The following is a 15,636-nucleotide window of genomic DNA, read 5'->3' on the forward strand; positions in this document are numbered from 1 at the left end:
GTCTCCCTCGGCAACACGACCGGCCATGACGACGCTCCGCGGTGGGGGGACGGAATCACCCCACTCTACCGACGCCCCCTTCTTCGCGCAAGCTGCTTGGGAACGAATTTCTAACTCAGGACACTAGCCGCGGGCTTTTTCTTTTCGCCTGGCGATTGGGGGTGGCGTCCATCGGAGAAGCCTGACCGACCCGATCTGCGTTCCGTGAAGGCGTCGCGGTGGGGGCGACCCGTTCCCTTCCTTCTAAACGCCGTCCCCTTCTAAACTCCATGGAGAGAAGGGATGGCGGAGCGCCCGCAGAGCTGAACCCGTCACTGGCACTCAAGATCACTGGCGCTCAAGCCGAGGCGTCGCCGGTCCGCGTCTTCAGAAGAGTCCGACCGCTGCCCAGCAGCGCGACGACGAAGATCGCGAAGGTGCTTGGCTCTGGAACGCTTGCCAGGGGCGCGGTGGCCGAGACGAATTGCGACTCCCAGACGCTGAGGTCGTGGCGGTTGACGCTGCCGTTGCCGTTGGCGTCGCCGTTGCTCGGGGTCGCGGCGTCGACCAGGCCGTAGCCCTTCTGCCACGACAAGAAGTCGGCGCCGTCGACGTCGCCATCGGAATCGAAGTCCGCCGAGAGCGAGAGGGCGGGCGCCGCATCGACATACGTGTAGAAGGGTTGATAGTCGACGCCACCGATCGCGTCCCCGTAGTGCTGTTCGATGCTAGTCGCCATGGCGTCGAACGCCGCGAAATCCGCGAACGTCTTCCCGGGGCCGATCTCCGCCGCGTTCAGTCCAACCCGGACCTCGATTGGCAGATTCTGAATCTCCCAATCGACCCCCGAGACGATGCTCGAGAGCGTCTTCCGTTCGAACGCCATCATCGAGATTCCCTCGAGCGACTCGGCGATGCCGGCGAACCAGCTGTCGCGCTCGGCGGCGTCGTCCCAGCCGATCGAGGTCGAGCTGTCGTACCAGACCGGCAGGTCGGCAAAGATCGGAATGTCCGACGCGTTCTGCGAGTCGAGGTGCTGTCTCACCACGGCGTAGGTGTCGCTGAGCAGGTAGAGCATCTCCTTCCGGTCGGCCGGTGTCCCGGCGCTCCAAGCGCTCAGCCCATGGGGCTCGATGTCCAGATGCACGCCATGGATCCGCTCACGGGGGTCTTCGCGCGTCAGGTTGAAGTTGACCAGTCGGCTTTGGACGATCGCCAGCAGAGCCGTCCGGTTCTGGGGATAGATCCAAGTGTTTTCGCCGAGCAGCAGCTGCGTAGTGACGCCGTCGTTGGCGAGCGACTTGTTCCAGTTGGCGACGGCCTCCGCATTGGAGAGCGGAAGCGTGCCGTAGCTAACGTACGCGCGGTCGAAGCCCCAGGCGTCGATCCGCGCCAGCACGTCTTCCTCGCGCTGCGGGTCGCCGATGATGTTCGCCGACCCGTAGTTGTTCGCGGGCTGACTCCACATCCAGCCCGAGCGCGACCCCGCCGCATGGCACGGCGACGCCGTCACGCCGATCGACGTAACGAGCAGTCCCAGGTTGCAGGCGGCGTGGCGCCAACGCTTCTTGTGCATCGGATTTACCTGTTCGGCCCCTTAGAAACCATTTCGAGTTGGATCTCGTTCGACTGATCGGCTTTGACATCGAACGTAAATCCCGACGTAGCGCTGTTGGCGTAGCGGTCGGGGACCAGCGATTTTATCGGCTTGGAGGGGGGCCGCTCGAAGTGCTCGCTGGGGTCGTCCTCGGTCATCGAGACGACGGCGATCTGATGCTCGCCCACGATGGCCCCGTCCCCCGGTTCGTAGGTCTTGAGCGTAAACCGTCCCTCGCTGTCGAGTTCGCCGTGGGCGGGCCATCCTTGCTCGGGCGTAAAGATAACCGCGCCGTGTGTGACGGGCTTGCCGTCCAGTGTAACCACGCCACTTACGGGCGCCGTCTCGAACCGCCCGTCGCCGCAGCCTGCCGCACCGGCGGCGGTCAGCAGCGCGACGCCAACGAGGGCGGCGCTGGCTCTCGGCCGTGACCTCACCCGCGACGCTGCGGACTTCACCAGGGCCTGCTTCGATCGGCACATCGCTCGCTCCGATTGCATAACGCTCGCCATCAGGGTGACATTCAAAAAAGGGGCAAGGCCAACGTGACCGCGACGGGACTCGTCTAGTGAGCGGCTTGGACGACGTCCGCGGCGTCAGGATGAGGAGGCGTCGGCCGCGAACCCGCTCACGGGCTGGCGACCGTCTCCCCGGCGCCACGGCTGGCGGTCGCCTTGTAGACATCCTTATCGACCGACTCGGACACAAAACGTCCCGAGCCATCGGCGAAAGCGAAATGGCAGCCGCCCGGGTGGAAGCTGTTGAAGCTCAGGTCGTTCTCACGAATCCGCAGGGCGGGCTCGGCCTTGGCCCGGTCGCGCGTCGCGTAGTTGATGGGCCAGTCGACGTTCTTGCCGGAGTAGATCCAACCACTGCCGTCGGTCGGGTCGGCGACGCCCGCCATCCAGGTGCGGGCGTGCCCGAGGTCGCCGGCCAACTCGCCGACTAGGAAGGTCTTACTCGTTCCGTCGGTAATGTTTCGATAGCTTGTTTCGCTCTTGATGTAGATGATTCCGCCGGTCGCCGAGCCTCCTGTCGAGCAGCCGAGCACCGGATCGACCGGGCAGATCTCATCGTTGGCGGACGAACCCGAGCAACCGTTCACGTGCTTACAACCCAGAACGGCGCCGTAGTGGCCACGGAGGGCGGTCTCCTGGATATCTTGGGCGCCAGAAGTCCCCATGTTGGTCGGTTCCGACTCCGGGTTGGACGGGCATTTGAACGCCGGAATTGGCGTCAGATACGCGGCGCGGATGTTGGCGTCATTCGCGTTATCCCAGGGAGCCTTGACCGCCCCGCTCAGATCGGGGTCGAAGTCAAGCAGCCCACTCAGGGCCAGCTCCTCGTGGTAGGGGAGGATCTGGGCGAGGTGGCTGTAGCCGAACTCGTCCGCTGCGGAGGGGAAGTGACCCTTCGTGTCGGCAAACAGCTGGCACGCGAATCCGACTTGGCGGATTTGGCTCAGGCACTGGGTCCGCCGCGCCGCCTCCCGCGCGGCCTGCACCGCCGGCAGCAGCAGGGCGACGAGGATCCCAATAATCGCGATCACCACCAACAGCTCAACAAGCGTGAACCCCGTCCGCGAGCCTGCTTCTGATCGATACGACACGGCCGTTTCTCCTGTGACCTTCGTTGCGAATCCAGTCGGCCAGCCTCGCAGAGGCCCCACAACGTTCAGAGCGTAAACCGGCTCTGTCCGGGCGAGCCCCGTGAGGCAACCGACGCGACCCCCGCAGGCGCAGCGGTCGATTCGACCGACGGCCCAAAGTGGATGCAGATTTTATAGTGCGTGCGAACAGCCGGGTCAATGATCCGGCGCCCGATTTAGATATGCCGCCGCAACCGACAAGGGCTCACGGTCGACCTGACGCTACCGGCCGCCGGAAGCCCGGGCTCCAGGCAGCCTGGCGGTCTTTGGGCGGGGGGGGCCCGGTGGCCCCGAAGCGAAAAATTGGGTCATTTTTCTCAAGGATGGCGACAGTTTCCAGCGCCGGCTCAAGTGCCGCCGCCGAACCGTCGGGGGGTCCTCAACCTCCCAATCCCGATTCTTGCCGCCCAGAAACCCGCCTTGAGGAGCGACCCGCGACAATCTTGCTCGACGACTCAGAGGACGTGCATTAGAGTGGAATGAGTACGGCGTCCATGATGGATCCAGGGCGTTCCTTCCTCTCACGCAGACGTCCGTCGGCTCGGCGTCAGGATCGTTTTCGACTATGGCAGTGGCTGCCGCGAGTATTCCCGAGGCGTTCCGCCCGCAGCGTTACCCTGCGGTGCGAGCGATTTTTTCTGAGGACGGCGACGCGAATCTCTCGCTCGCGGACAAGGCCGGCGACCTGATTCTGAAGCTGATCATCTCGGGAGAGATCTCGGCGGGGACGCGGCTCAAGTCGACCGAGCTGAGCGAGTTGCTCGGCATGAGTCGGACGCCCGTCACCAAGGCGATGGCGAAACTCTCCTCGGAGGGGATCCTCAGCCAGCCGAACAATCTGCAGGCGATCGTCACCCCCGAGGCGTGCGATTGGCTCGTCCAGACGCACGAGCTTCGGCAGCTGCTCGAGCCAGAGGCCGCCGCCCGGGCGGCCGGCAAGGTTCCCGCCGACGTCATCGACGATCTCCGCGTGCTGTCTCGGGATGTCAAGACAAACCGTGGCCGACTCTGGGACGAGGCCGCCAAGTACTTCGACTTTGCGTTGCATCTGACGCTCGCCGAGTACTGCGGCAATGTCCCGATGAATGTCTCGATCCGTCGCTGCTGGAAGTACAAGGCGTTGTCCTACGACCTCTCGGACGGGTGTCGCTCGATGCTTAAGTCGGAATACGAGCAGCACCTTGAGATCTTGTCGGCTGTCGCAGAAGGGGACGCGGATCGCGCTCGGGCGGAGATGGCGTCGCATCTTCAGACAGCCTCGGTCTCTCGCTTCTCGCCGCAGGTCGTTTGACCTCGCGTCTTAGGAAGTCCCCCCTGGCGGAGCCCGCCGCATCGGCGCCCTTGAAGGCGTCCTAGGCGACCCGGACCTATCGATATTCGCGCACCGCAGAAGCTTGGCATGATTGTCGGGCGGTCAGGATCATTGGGCGGGGAAGGCGAATTCGCCAGCCAGCGCGAAGAAGGCGCCCAGTAGGCCCCCACCGGGCAAGCGACGTCGGGGCGCCCAGTTGACACAAGTGAGTGCCGTTTTTATTCTGCACGCACTACGCTGCGGCCCCCCCATTGGTTGGATCGAGCCAGTGGTCGGAACGAAGAGGTCGTTCGGCCCGGCTGAACCATCGCGGTTCGCCGGCTGCACTACCGGCCACAGCGTGGCGCCTGAATTCCGTAGTGCGTTGAAGAACGTGCGAGGCGGTTGCCGTGTACTCCGACGCTAAGGTCTTTGGTCGCGCCGATGACAAGTCTGGACTACGCCGTTGTCGGCATCTATTTCGCACTGGTGACGGCCCTGGGGCTGTCGGTGTCGAGCCGCGTGCGCTCGCCCGACGACTACTTCCTCGGCGGTCGCGGCTTCGGCAAGTTGCTGCAGACGTTCGCGGCGTTCGGCGCCGGCACAGGTTCGGGCGATCCCGTGAACGCGGCGCGGACGGTCTACACGGGCGGCGCGAGCGGCATGTGGAGCGTCATGTACTGGCTCTTCATGACGCCGTTCTATTGGATCACCGCCGTGTGGTACCGGCGGATGCGGCATGTCACGCTCGGCGACTGGTTCGTTGAGCGCTACGAATCGCCGCGCCTCGGCGCCGCCTACGCGACCTTCGGGGTCATCTACTTCGTCGTCTACGCGTCGATGCTGCTCTCGGCGATCGGCAAGGTGGCGGCGCCGCTGATTGGCGCCACGCTGTTCGAGATCGGCGGCCTCAGCATTCCGATTGAGTACCTGCTCGTCCCGGCGATTGGCGCCGTGGTGCTGGTGTACGGTTTGGCCGGCGGACTGCACGCCGCCTACCTGACGGACCTCGCGCAGGGGATTTGCATTATCTTGCTGTCGGTCTTGCTCGTGCCGTTTGGGCTGATGGAAATGGTGCGCGTCTTCGGCGGGCCCGAGAGCCAATCCTCGCTGCTCGACGGCTTTACGCTGATGCACGAGCAACTTGACCCCAGCGATTTCCAGCTGTTCGGCGGGGCGGACTCTCAATTCACGGTGGCCTACCTCACGGTGGTCGTCCTCCTCAACCTGGCGGGGGTGGTCATTCAACCCCACTTCATCGCCACCGGCGGTGGTTCGGCGAAGTCGGAGTACGACGCCCGGGTCGGGCTCGTCGTGGGCAACCTCCTGAAGCGGCTGTGCACCATCGGTTGGGTGCTCGTCGGACTCATCGCGCTTTCGCTGTTCGGCGACGACCCGCTCTTGATCGACGATCCCGACAAGACCTGGGGGATCGCCTCGGCGCGGCTGCTCGGGCCGGGGCTGACGGGGCTCATGCTGTCCTGCTTGCTCGCCGCGCTGATGAGCTCGGTTGACGCGTACATGATTACCGGGTCCGCCCTGATAGTTCGGAACCTGTACACCACGTTCATAGACCCGGACGCGTCGGAGCGACGCTGCCTGCTGGTCGCGAAAATCACCGGCGCCGCGATCGTGCTTGGCGCGGTCGCGGTCTCGCTGACGACGATGGACGTGTTCGCGCAGTTGCAGCTGACGTGGGTGATCCCGGTGCTCTTCGCCGCGCCGTTCTGGGTGGGGATGTACTGGCGCGGCGCGACAACGGCCGGCGTCTGGGCGACGATTGCATTCGGCGCGATCGCCTTCTTTATCCTGCCCGCCTTAGGGCAAGAGGTCTCGCTCGTCGGCTTGGTCGGAGTCGACCTTTCCGGGTGGACCGCCAACTCCCAGGAGACTGTCCAATTGGCGGAGACGGTGGTGGCGCCATTCGTTGTGATGATCGTCGCCAGCTTGCTCACTCCGAAGAACAGCCCGACGACCCTCGATCGCTACTACACCAAGATGCGGACGCCGGTCGATCCTGACCCGCAGACCGACAAGGCGAAGCTCGAGGCGACGATCGCCGGTGAGCAGGTGTGCGATATTCAGAAGCTGTTCCCCAACACACCGCTCGAGTTCAATCGGCCGACGCGCACCGACGCCGTCGGTTTTGTCGTCCTCTGCGTTACGTGCGGGCTGGTTATCGGACTGGCGAAGCTTGTCTTTAGTCTCGGTAGCTAACCATGACCGGTTCGTTCTCAGCACATCACCAAGCGACTCGTCCTATGAACGCCGGCCTACCGAACGCGTCGAAACCCGTCTCAGCGCTATGGTCGGTGTCTTACCGGCTTGCTGGAGTACTCCTGCTGGCGTGGATCGCAGCCCCTGCCGTATCGGCCGAGACCTCCGCCGTGTCGGCCGAGGCCAAGCCGCTTCCGATTCGGGCGGTCCACATCGACAACCGGATCCAGGTGCTGCCCGTCGCCGAGCTCAAGCGGCTCGCCACCGATCTGAGCGAGCGGGACATCAACACCCTGATCATGGAGTGGGAGGCGAGCTTCCCGTTCGATAAGCACCACATCATCTCCAATCGATACGCGTACACGCGGGAAGAGATCGCGGAGTTTATCGAGCACTGCAAGTCGGTCGGGATCGACGTCGTCCCGCTCCAGCAGTGCATCGGCCATCTGGAGTACGTCTTGCGGTACGAACGCTACGCCGAGCTCCGCGAAGACGATAAAGACATCTCGCAGGTATGCCCGAGCAAGAAAGAGCTCACCGTCGATCTCTACGACGATCTGCTGACCGAGCTCGTGGCGTCGCACCCCTCGAAGTATGTCCATATCGGGGCCGACGAGACCGCGCTGCTTGGGCACTGCGAAACCTGTCGCCGCGTAGTCGAGCGAGACGGAAAGTCGGCGCTCTTCATGGACCACATCGCCTCGATCGCCGAGTGCGTCCAACGCCACGGCAAAACGCCTGTGCTGTGGGCCGACATCGTGATGCGATACCCCGAGGCGATCGACAAGCTGCCACGCGGATGTGTGCTGGTGAACTGGAACTACGGCTGGGACGTCGACTACTTCGGCGACCACGACACGTTGACGGAGAGCGGCCTTGAGCTGTGGGGAGCGCCGGCGATGCGGAGCCACCCGGACAACTTTTACCGGTTCGCGTGGGACACCCATTTCAAGAACTTCGAGGACTTCATCCCGTTCATGCGTGAGCAGGGTTACCGGGGCGTCGTGCTCACCTCCTGGTCGACATCGGGGGTCTACACGGCCTCGCGGGAGCCAAAGACCCACGTGATCGGCATGACGCCGAGCCGTCGCGTCTATCCGATGCGTGGTTTCCCGCTGCTGATCGACGCCTTTGCCGAGGCCATCGCGCGAGACCGCTTCAACGCCCACGACTATGTGGTCGCCTACTGCCGCGACAACTACGGACTGAGTGAGAGCAACGCGGAGGCATTCTGGGGCCACCTCAACGAGTCTTCCAATTTGCCGACCGGCGACGCCTCGACGCGGGGCGAGGTCTTGTCAGCGCGGGACCGAGCCGAAGCGTTCAGCGACTTTCTCTCGGCGGTGACCTTTCGATCGGAGCAAGAGCACCTCGAGCACTATCGACTGATGAACGACATCCGGCGGTTCTTTATCGACGTTCAGCTCGCGCGCCTGGACGCCGAGTACAGCACCTCGGACCCGGCCGCTATCGACGCCCTGACCGAACGCTTCGATAGGTTGCGAGGCGTCGCCGACGAGATTGGGGTTCGCTTCGCCGAACTGCATCAAGAGAATCTCTACCCGGCAGCCATCGAGGCGGAGGCGAAGGCGCGGACGCAGGAACTCGAGACGCTGTCGAGCCGGATTGGCAAACGGCGTCGGCTTCGGCGGTGAGTGGGCGCCGTTGCGCCGCACGGCGCATTGCGCTCCCAGCGAGCATGACTGAGCAGGTGACCCGCGGCGCGATCGCGTCTTGGCTCAAAAAAGGGCACTGAAACCGCGAAGCATCGGCAGGACAGAAGGGGGGCGGCGAATAGACTAAGGGCTCCGGTTGCCGACTCGTGCGGCAATCGACCTCGTTCCCTTGTCAATCGCTTCCCCTTCTCGTCACCGAGATGTCGGCAACGGCATCGTCGATCCCCCGTATGCCCCGTCGCTCGACGTCTCTTGTCCGAAACAGTCTGAAGAAACGCAAGGGCGGCCGCCGCCTGCGATGCGAAGCGCTCGAAGGGCGCCTCGTGATGGCGGTCGTCATCAGCGAGTTCTTGGCGGAGAATGACTCGGGGATCGAAGACGCCGCCGGGCGCCGGCACGATTGGATCGAGCTGACAAACACCGGAGCAAGCGTCGCGGACGTGTCGGGTTGGAGCCTGACGGACGACGCCGGGAACCTCGCCAAGTGGCAGATTCCCGTGACGGCCGAGACCACCAGCCTAGCGCCGGGCGAGAAGTTGCTGGTGTTCGCCTCGGGTTCGAGCGGCGAGGTGGGCGTTGTTGGGACTGAGTTGCACGCCAACTTCCAGCTCTCCCAGGAGCCGGGGTACTTGGGGCTTGTGAGGCCGGACGGCGTCACGGTCGAGAGCGAGTTCAATCTCTACCCTCAGCAGACGCCCGACATCTCCTTCGGGCTGGGGGTGGGGGTCAATTCTTCTTCAACGGTGACCTTCTTGAGCGCCGGCACGTCGGCGGCCGGCGATGGTTCCCCCGCCCAGTTCAGGCCCTACACGGGCATTGACGCCGATGTCGACGACCATTGGAGGGAGATCGGTTACGTGGCGGGCGCCGGCGATGGCTGGGTCAATGCGACCAACGGCCTCGGCTTTGGCTACGGCAGCCCCTGGCAAGACAGCACGGTCAACCTCAACAACGAACTCGCCGGGTACACCCGGATGCCCTTCGTTGTGACTGACGCGGCGCAGCTCCTGTCGCTGAGCCTCGAACTACGGGTCGACAACGGGTACATCGTCTACCTCAACGGTCGAGAGGTGCAGCGTGAGCGGATCGCAACAACGTTCCAAATCGGCCATGACTGGACCGACAACAAACAGAACGGCGGGCTCAACGCTCGGCAGAATCTCGACAACGGGACGATTATGGGTTCCCCAGCCGTGATCGATCTCACGCCGTGGCTCGACACGATTGAGGAAGGCGACAACGTGCTCGCCATCTATGCCGCCAATCACACGAGCGACACGGGCGACTACCTCGTTCACGCGAATCTGACCGCCGAGCGGGCGGCCGGCCCGGTCGCCGAGACCTTCATGGTCACTCCAACGCCAGGTGAAGAGAACGGGGCAGGTTACTTAGGAATCCTTGAGGACACCGTTTTCTCCCATGATCGCGGGTTCTATGACGCCCCGTTCGATTTGACCATCGCCGCGGTGGGACCTGGCGCGGTCCCTGAGCCAGGAACGACCATCCGCTATACGACCGACGGGACCCGGCCAACGCTGACCAATGGCCTCACCTACACGGGACCGATCACCGTTTCCACGGATGGCGTGGCGAGTCTGAGCTACGCCGACGCCGGCGTGGTGACGGTGCGCGCCGCCGCGTTCAAGCCGGGTTACTTCTCCACGAACGTCGACACCCAGTCCTATGTCTTCTTGGACGACGTGCTGACCCAGGACGGCGTCGGCCTGCCCACCTACAGCTCGTGGGGCAACTCGGGACCCGATTGGGACGTTGATCCCGCGATCGTCAGCTCGGTTGGCGCCACGAACCTGAAAGAGGACCTCAAGTCGATCCCGACGATTTCACTGGTGATGGACTGGGAAGAGTTGTTCGGTGACGGCACGACCGGCGACGGTCACGGGATCTACACGCAGATCGACGACTGGCGTGAGAAGAGCGACGAGCGCTACGCGTCGCTCGAGTATTTCACCGACGGGCTCACCGAAGAGTTTCAGATCGACGCGGTCGTCGAGATCCAGGGCCACTCCAGCACGATCCGCCAGGACGGCAACTGGCGGAGCGACAAGATGTCGTTCGATATCAAGTTCAAGCAGCCGTACGACACCAAGCTGGAGTCGGACACCCTGTTTGGCAACGCCGTGAATGCGTCCCAGAACGTGGCCAACCGCTTCGATTCGATTGTTCTCGACGCGCAGTACAACTACACGTTCGCGGTCAACAACACGACGGTTCAAGGCCCGTACGCGACTTACGTTCACGACCAAGTGGTCGCCGACCTCGCCAACATGGCGGGCGTCGAGTCACCCAACGGCCGGTGGGTGCATCTCTATATCAATGGCCTCTACTGGGGGATCTACAACGCGCACGAGCGCCCCTCCGACGCGTTTGCCGAGGAGTACTTCGGCGGCGACAAGGACGATTACTTCGTCGTGAAAGGGTTTGAGGGCCAGAATCTGTTGCACGGCGGCACGCAGGGCAAGTACCAGCAGGCCGACGGCGGGATCGCTTCGCAGGAGGCCTATCAAAACCTGATTGATACGGTGCGCGGCAACCTAGCGAACCTCGCGGGGTATCAGGACGTGGCCGACCTCCTCGATATCGACGCGTTCATCGACTACGTGGTCGTGCTCATCTATGCGGGCAACTACGACTGGGGCGAGTTGAACTGGTTCGCCTCGTTCAACAGCGTCGATCCCGACGGCAAATGGCGGTTCCACTCTTGGGATCAGGAGCACGCGTTCCCTAATGACCAGAACGACGCGGCAGGCGGCGGAACCAATTTCAATCAGGCGTACGATCACTTTTCGCAGCTCGTCATCAATGACTTCGGCGAGCACGAGTATGGCCCCACCGGCATCCACCTCATGCTGATGGAGAGCGACGAGTACCGGCTCCGGTTCTCCGACCGCGTGGAGAAGCTTTTGCGTCACGATGGCGTGCTCACGCCCGCCAACGCCCAGGCCGTTTGGCAGGCCCGCGTCGACGAGATCGCCGACGCCATCAATGGCGAGGCGGCCCGGTGGGGCGACAACCGCAGTCCCGACAAGACGGGCGGCGACTGGGCGACTAACGCCCAGTACACGTCGGACCATTTTTTCTTCGCCAACGGGCCGTACCAGAGCCGCACCGACACCGTCATCGACATTTTCAATAGCACGAGCTCTTCGGGAGTCGGCAAGGGCGATTGGCTTGTGAATCTCGACGCGCCCACGTTCAGCCAGTACGGAGGCGAGTTTGCCGCGCCGTTCAATCTGACGATGACCAATCCCAACGGTGGCGGCGTCATCTACTACACGTTGGATGGCACAGACCCCCGCACGCCAGGAGGCGGAATCAGCCCGACGGCGTTGAGCGGCGGTTCGATTGTCTTGACCGAGGCGACCCGGGTGCGGGCGCGAGTGTTCGACGCGGGGCAGGCCGGGGCGGCGGACGACTGGAGCGCTGAGGTCGATAAGGCGTTTGTCAGCGCCGACCCCCTGTCGCTTCGCATCGTTGAGCTCATGTACAACCCGGCCGCGTCGGGCGACCTGGAGTACATCGAGCTACTCAATACAGGCTCGACGCCGATCGACCTGGCCGGTGTGCGCCTTGCAGACTTTTCGACCGAGGGCTACGTCTTCGCCAGCCAGACGCTCGGCGCCGGCGAGCGGATCGTTGTTCCGCAGAGCGTCGCGGCCTTCCAGGCCCATTATCCCTCGGTGACGAACGTCACCTCGACGGCTTTCAGCGGTTCGCTAAGCAACGGGGGCGAGACGGTTACGCTCGTCGACGCCTTGGGGAACACGCTACAGTCGTTCGCCTACGATGACGACGGGACGGCCGGTTGGCCGACGACCCCCGACGGTGGCGGCCCCTCGCTGGAGTACGTCGGCCCGCTGAACGCCGGCGAGAACCCGCTTGATGGGACACCGCTGGACCCGTTCGACGACCCCGTCAACTGGGTCGCCAGTGCTGTGGAGGGCGGCACGCCCGGCGCCGACGGCCAACTGCCGGGCGATTACGACCGAAACGGTACGGTGGAGCAGGCGGACCACGCCGTTTGGGCGTCGGCTTACGGGCAATCGGTTGCTGTGGGGTTGGGGGCCGACGGCAACGGCGATGGCGTCGTCAACGCGGCGGACTACACCGTCTGGCGAGACCATCTCGGCATGTCGTTGCAGCCGGCGTTCGTGGCGTCGACCGTCGCCCTGGCGGTCGAGGCTTCCGCTGTCGATCCGATCAGCGCGCCACTTGCCGACGCCACCGGGTCCGAGGCGACTGCCGTTGGTTTGGCGCGTAGCGCCTACCGACCTTCGCTGCGTTCCGCCGCCCCGTCGGTGGCGCTGCGCGATTCGATCGGGTTGGTTAGGGCCACCCCGCCATCGACAACCATCGAGGACGCCTTGCTGCTGATCGCCCCGACCTCGACGAAGACGCTCGACGCCGCCGAGTTCGACAGCGTCCTGCGGCAAGGCGAAGAAGGCGCCGACGACAACGCGGTCGAAGCGGTTTTCGCCGCCATGGGCGCCGAGGCATTCGGCGGAGAGGGGCGCGGGCTGGAAAGGCGGTTTGACGGCTAGCCTTTGGTGTTCCTCTTGCAAGGCGGGCGTCTCCTTACGGCCGGGTAACGAATGAAGCAGGTTGGTCTTGATCGCAATGACGGCGCCGGTTTTACGCTGGTCGAACTCCTCGTCGTGATTGCGATCATCGGGGTGCTGTTGGCGCTGCTGCTGCCCGCGGTCCAATCGGCTCGCGAGAGCAGTCGGCGGTCGGTCTGCCAGAACAATCTGCGACAGATCGGTCTGGCGCTGGCCAACCACGAATCGGCGCACGGCAAGTACCCGCCGGGGAAGCGTTGGTCGGCGGAACGCTCCGACCCCCTAGCGTTCGACTACGCCTGGTCCAGCATTGTGCTGGGCTATCTCGACGAGGAAGCGTTGCGAGTGCAGATCGACTTCAGTACGCCGTTAACGTCCGCCAAGAACCTGCCGTTCACCAGCAGTGTGGTCTCGATCTACCTCTGTCCGAGCGCCGCGACTCTCGCGCCGAACCGCAGCCCCGAAGGCCGACTCTTCGGGCTCGCAGGACAGTCGGGCGAGGGGCTCGCCTGTATCGATTACATGGGGGTGTCCGGGCCCGACAAAGACAAGACCAACACGGCGGCTGGCGAGAAATACGGGCCGCAACGCGGCGTGCTGCTCGGCACGAAAGGGCTGCCGAGGGGCGACACGCTGATGGAGCCCCCGGCCGTCACGGTGGCGAGAATCACCGACGGACTTTCCCACACCGTCGCCGTCGTCGAGTGCACGGGTAGGGGGGTCGAGCTGAGCAAGAAGGGCGCGGTGAAGAATCTCAACGGCGCGTGGGCGTCCGGGAGCAACATCAGCCACCTCAAGAAGGGGATTAACGAGACGCCGCCGCCCGAGGCGTGGGACGACGAGCGAGTCTTCTCAGAGCACCCTGCGGGCGCGAACTCGCTGGCCTGCGACGGGGCGGTTCACTTCTTGACGGACGACACCGACGAAGGGGTCCTTCGTTCTCTCTGCTCACGCGACGGCGGCGAGTCGATCGACGGCTTTCCGGGGGACTAGTTTGATTCATCACGAACCCTCCGCCCGAGACGATCCGGACGCCGAGTCGCTCGCCTCCCAGCTCTCGCCGATCTCGCTCGAAGAGACCGACGGCGTGCGGTTGATGAATCGCGTCGATACGAAGTACGCCGTGGCGCGTTCGCTCGTCCCACGTCTGCTGGCCGAAATCGGGAAGGAGTACCGCGTGCTGGAAGTCGGCGGTCTTCGCCTGACGCCGTACTCGACGCTCTACTTCGACACGATCGGCAGAGGCTGCTACCACGACCACCACAACGGCAAGGCGCGGCGGTTGAAATACCGGATGCGGCGGTACGGCCAGTCGGGCCCGTCGTTCTTTGAAGTGAAGCAGAAGACAAACAAGGGCCGCACGGTCAAGCAACGCGTGCCGATCGCAGCGGTCGGCGCTACGATCGAAGGCGCAGCGGCGGCGCTCGCCGAAGAAGTCGCCGGTATGCGGCTCGATCTGACGCCTCAAATCTGGACGAACTTTTCCCGGATGACGCTGGTCGGACGCGGTCATCCCGAACGGGTCACGATCGACATCGCTCTCGAGTTCAACGATGAGTTCGGCCGACGCGCCCTACTAAACGACGTGGCGATCATCGAGGTCAAGCAGCAGCGATCGAACCCGCTGTCGCCCGCCCGTAAGCAACTCCGGGCCCTGGGGCAGCGGCCGCTCCGCGTTAGCAAGTACTGCACCGGGAGTCTGCTGCTTGACCCAGCGTTGAAGAAAAACCGATTCAAGCACGCCCTGTTGGCGCTAAACGACTTATCCGAGTGAGAACGCTTCGCTGATGGAAATCTTCGAGACGCCGCTGTACGACGACGATCTGATCAAGATGCTGGGGCGTTTCTCGCTGAACGTCCTTGCGTTGACGATCATTGTCAAACAAGTCTACTACCAGAGGTCGAGGAGTAAGGATTACCTCTTCACTTTCTATGTGATCAATGTCATCACCTTCTTCATCTGCTTCACGATGAAGAAGCTCGAGCTCGAGTTAGGGATGGCGTTGGGGTTGTTCGCCATCTTTGGCGTGCTGCGGTACCGCACCGACCCCATCCCGGTCCGAGAGATGTCGTATCTTTTCATCGTCATCGGCCTTGGGACGATCAATGCTCTATCCAACCGTAAGGTAAGTTGGATCGAACTCGGCTGCGTCAACGGCATTATCGTCGGTCTGCCGGCGATTCTCGAAAGCCTGCCGCTGCTGCAGCAGGAGTCGCGGGAAGAGGTCCTCTACGAGCGTATCGAGATGATCCGGCCGGAGAACCACGCCGGCCTTGTTGCTGACCTCGAGGAACGCACCGGGTTGAAGCTGTCTCGCATCGAACTTGGGAAAGTCGATCTGCTTCGCGACACGGTGACCGTGACGGTCTTCTTCTTTCCCCACGAGCAGAGGTCCCCCTCTGTCGGCGACGTCGAGATTACCCGGCGCGTCCACCGTCAATGAGTCGAGCCGAAGTAGGGCGATTTGGATTTGATTGTCGAGCGGGTCGATTGCCCAGCGGATGGCGGGTCGGTGGCTGGTGTCGAAACAGGGATGTCGACCGGCCCGATGTCGAGAAAAGGGGCCGTCGGCGCCGAAACGGCGGCCATCAGCAGGAGCCGCTCACAAGAGAACCCCCCCCTCCGGCCAACGGAGTCGCCGCCCGACTTG

At 63.8% G+C, this 15,636-nt stretch carries 10 protein-coding genes; 7 read left to right on the top strand and 3 right to left on the bottom strand.

Going from position 1 to position 15,636, the window contains the following annotated elements:
• Window positions 1-337: 337 nt before the first annotated feature.
• The 3 genes from Pla108_RS08260 to Pla108_RS08270 all read right to left on the bottom strand — a co-directional run bounded on the left by Pla108_RS08260 (window position 338) and on the right by Pla108_RS08270 (window position 3,185).
• The gene (locus Pla108_RS08260) at window positions 338-1,555 is read right to left on the bottom strand and encodes a hypothetical protein (RefSeq protein ID WP_146444472.1); all 1,218 of its coding nucleotides are present in this window, start codon (window positions 1,553-1,555) and stop codon (window positions 338-340) included.
• A 5-nt stretch (window positions 1,556-1,560) separates the two neighbouring features.
• The gene (locus tag Pla108_RS08265) at window positions 1,561-2,058 is read right to left on the bottom strand and encodes a hypothetical protein (RefSeq protein ID WP_146444473.1); all 498 of its coding nucleotides are present in this window, start codon (window positions 2,056-2,058) and stop codon (window positions 1,561-1,563) included.
• A 146-nt stretch (window positions 2,059-2,204) separates the two neighbouring features.
• The gene (locus tag Pla108_RS08270; protein WP_197526494.1) at window positions 2,205-3,185 is read right to left on the bottom strand and encodes a DUF1559 domain-containing protein; all 981 of its coding nucleotides are present in this window, start codon (window positions 3,183-3,185) and stop codon (window positions 2,205-2,207) included.
• A gap of 604 nt (window positions 3,186-3,789) precedes the next feature.
• On the opposite strand from Pla108_RS08270, the gene Pla108_RS08275 reads away from it, so the two are divergent.
• The 7 genes from Pla108_RS08275 (at window position 3,790) to Pla108_RS08305 (ending at window position 15,429) form a co-directional block, all read left to right on the top strand.
• Window positions 3,790-4,515, top strand: coding sequence for a GntR family transcriptional regulator (locus Pla108_RS08275; RefSeq protein WP_146444475.1), 726 nt, complete (start codon window positions 3,790-3,792; stop codon window positions 4,513-4,515).
• 444 nt (window positions 4,516-4,959) lie between these two features.
• Window positions 4,960-6,732, top strand: coding sequence for a sodium:solute symporter family protein (locus Pla108_RS08280; RefSeq protein ID WP_146444476.1), 1,773 nt, complete (start codon window positions 4,960-4,962; stop codon window positions 6,730-6,732).
• Between the two features lie 44 nt (window positions 6,733-6,776).
• Window positions 6,777-8,387, top strand: a complete 1,611-nt coding sequence (locus Pla108_RS08285) for a family 20 glycosylhydrolase (protein WP_197526385.1) — start codon at window positions 6,777-6,779, stop codon at window positions 8,385-8,387.
• A 251-nt stretch (window positions 8,388-8,638) separates the two neighbouring features.
• Window positions 8,639-12,967 carry a CotH kinase family protein gene (locus Pla108_RS08290; protein ID WP_197526386.1) on the top strand — a complete coding sequence of 1,443 codons (4,329 nt, stop codon included), beginning with the start codon at window positions 8,639-8,641 and terminating at the stop codon, window positions 12,965-12,967.
• A 51-nt stretch (window positions 12,968-13,018) separates the two neighbouring features.
• Entirely contained in the window at window positions 13,019-13,978 is a 960-nt protein-coding gene (locus Pla108_RS08295) for a DUF1559 domain-containing protein (protein ID WP_146445075.1), read from the top strand.
• Window position 13,979: 1 nt separating this feature from the next.
• Window positions 13,980-14,759, top strand: coding sequence for a polyphosphate polymerase domain-containing protein (locus tag Pla108_RS08300; protein WP_146444479.1), 780 nt, complete (start codon window positions 13,980-13,982; stop codon window positions 14,757-14,759).
• A 13-nt stretch (window positions 14,760-14,772) separates the two neighbouring features.
• Window positions 14,773-15,429 (top strand): DUF4956 domain-containing protein, encoded by a 657-nt coding sequence (locus Pla108_RS08305; RefSeq protein ID WP_146444480.1) that lies wholly within the window; start codon window positions 14,773-14,775, stop codon window positions 15,427-15,429.
• Window positions 15,430-15,636 lie beyond the last annotated feature (207 nt).

Origin of the sequence: Botrimarina colliarenosi (genome assembly GCF_007859955.1) — a bacterium.
GTDB classification, from domain to species: Bacteria; Planctomycetota; Planctomycetia; order Pirellulales; family Lacipirellulaceae; genus Botrimarina; species Botrimarina colliarenosi.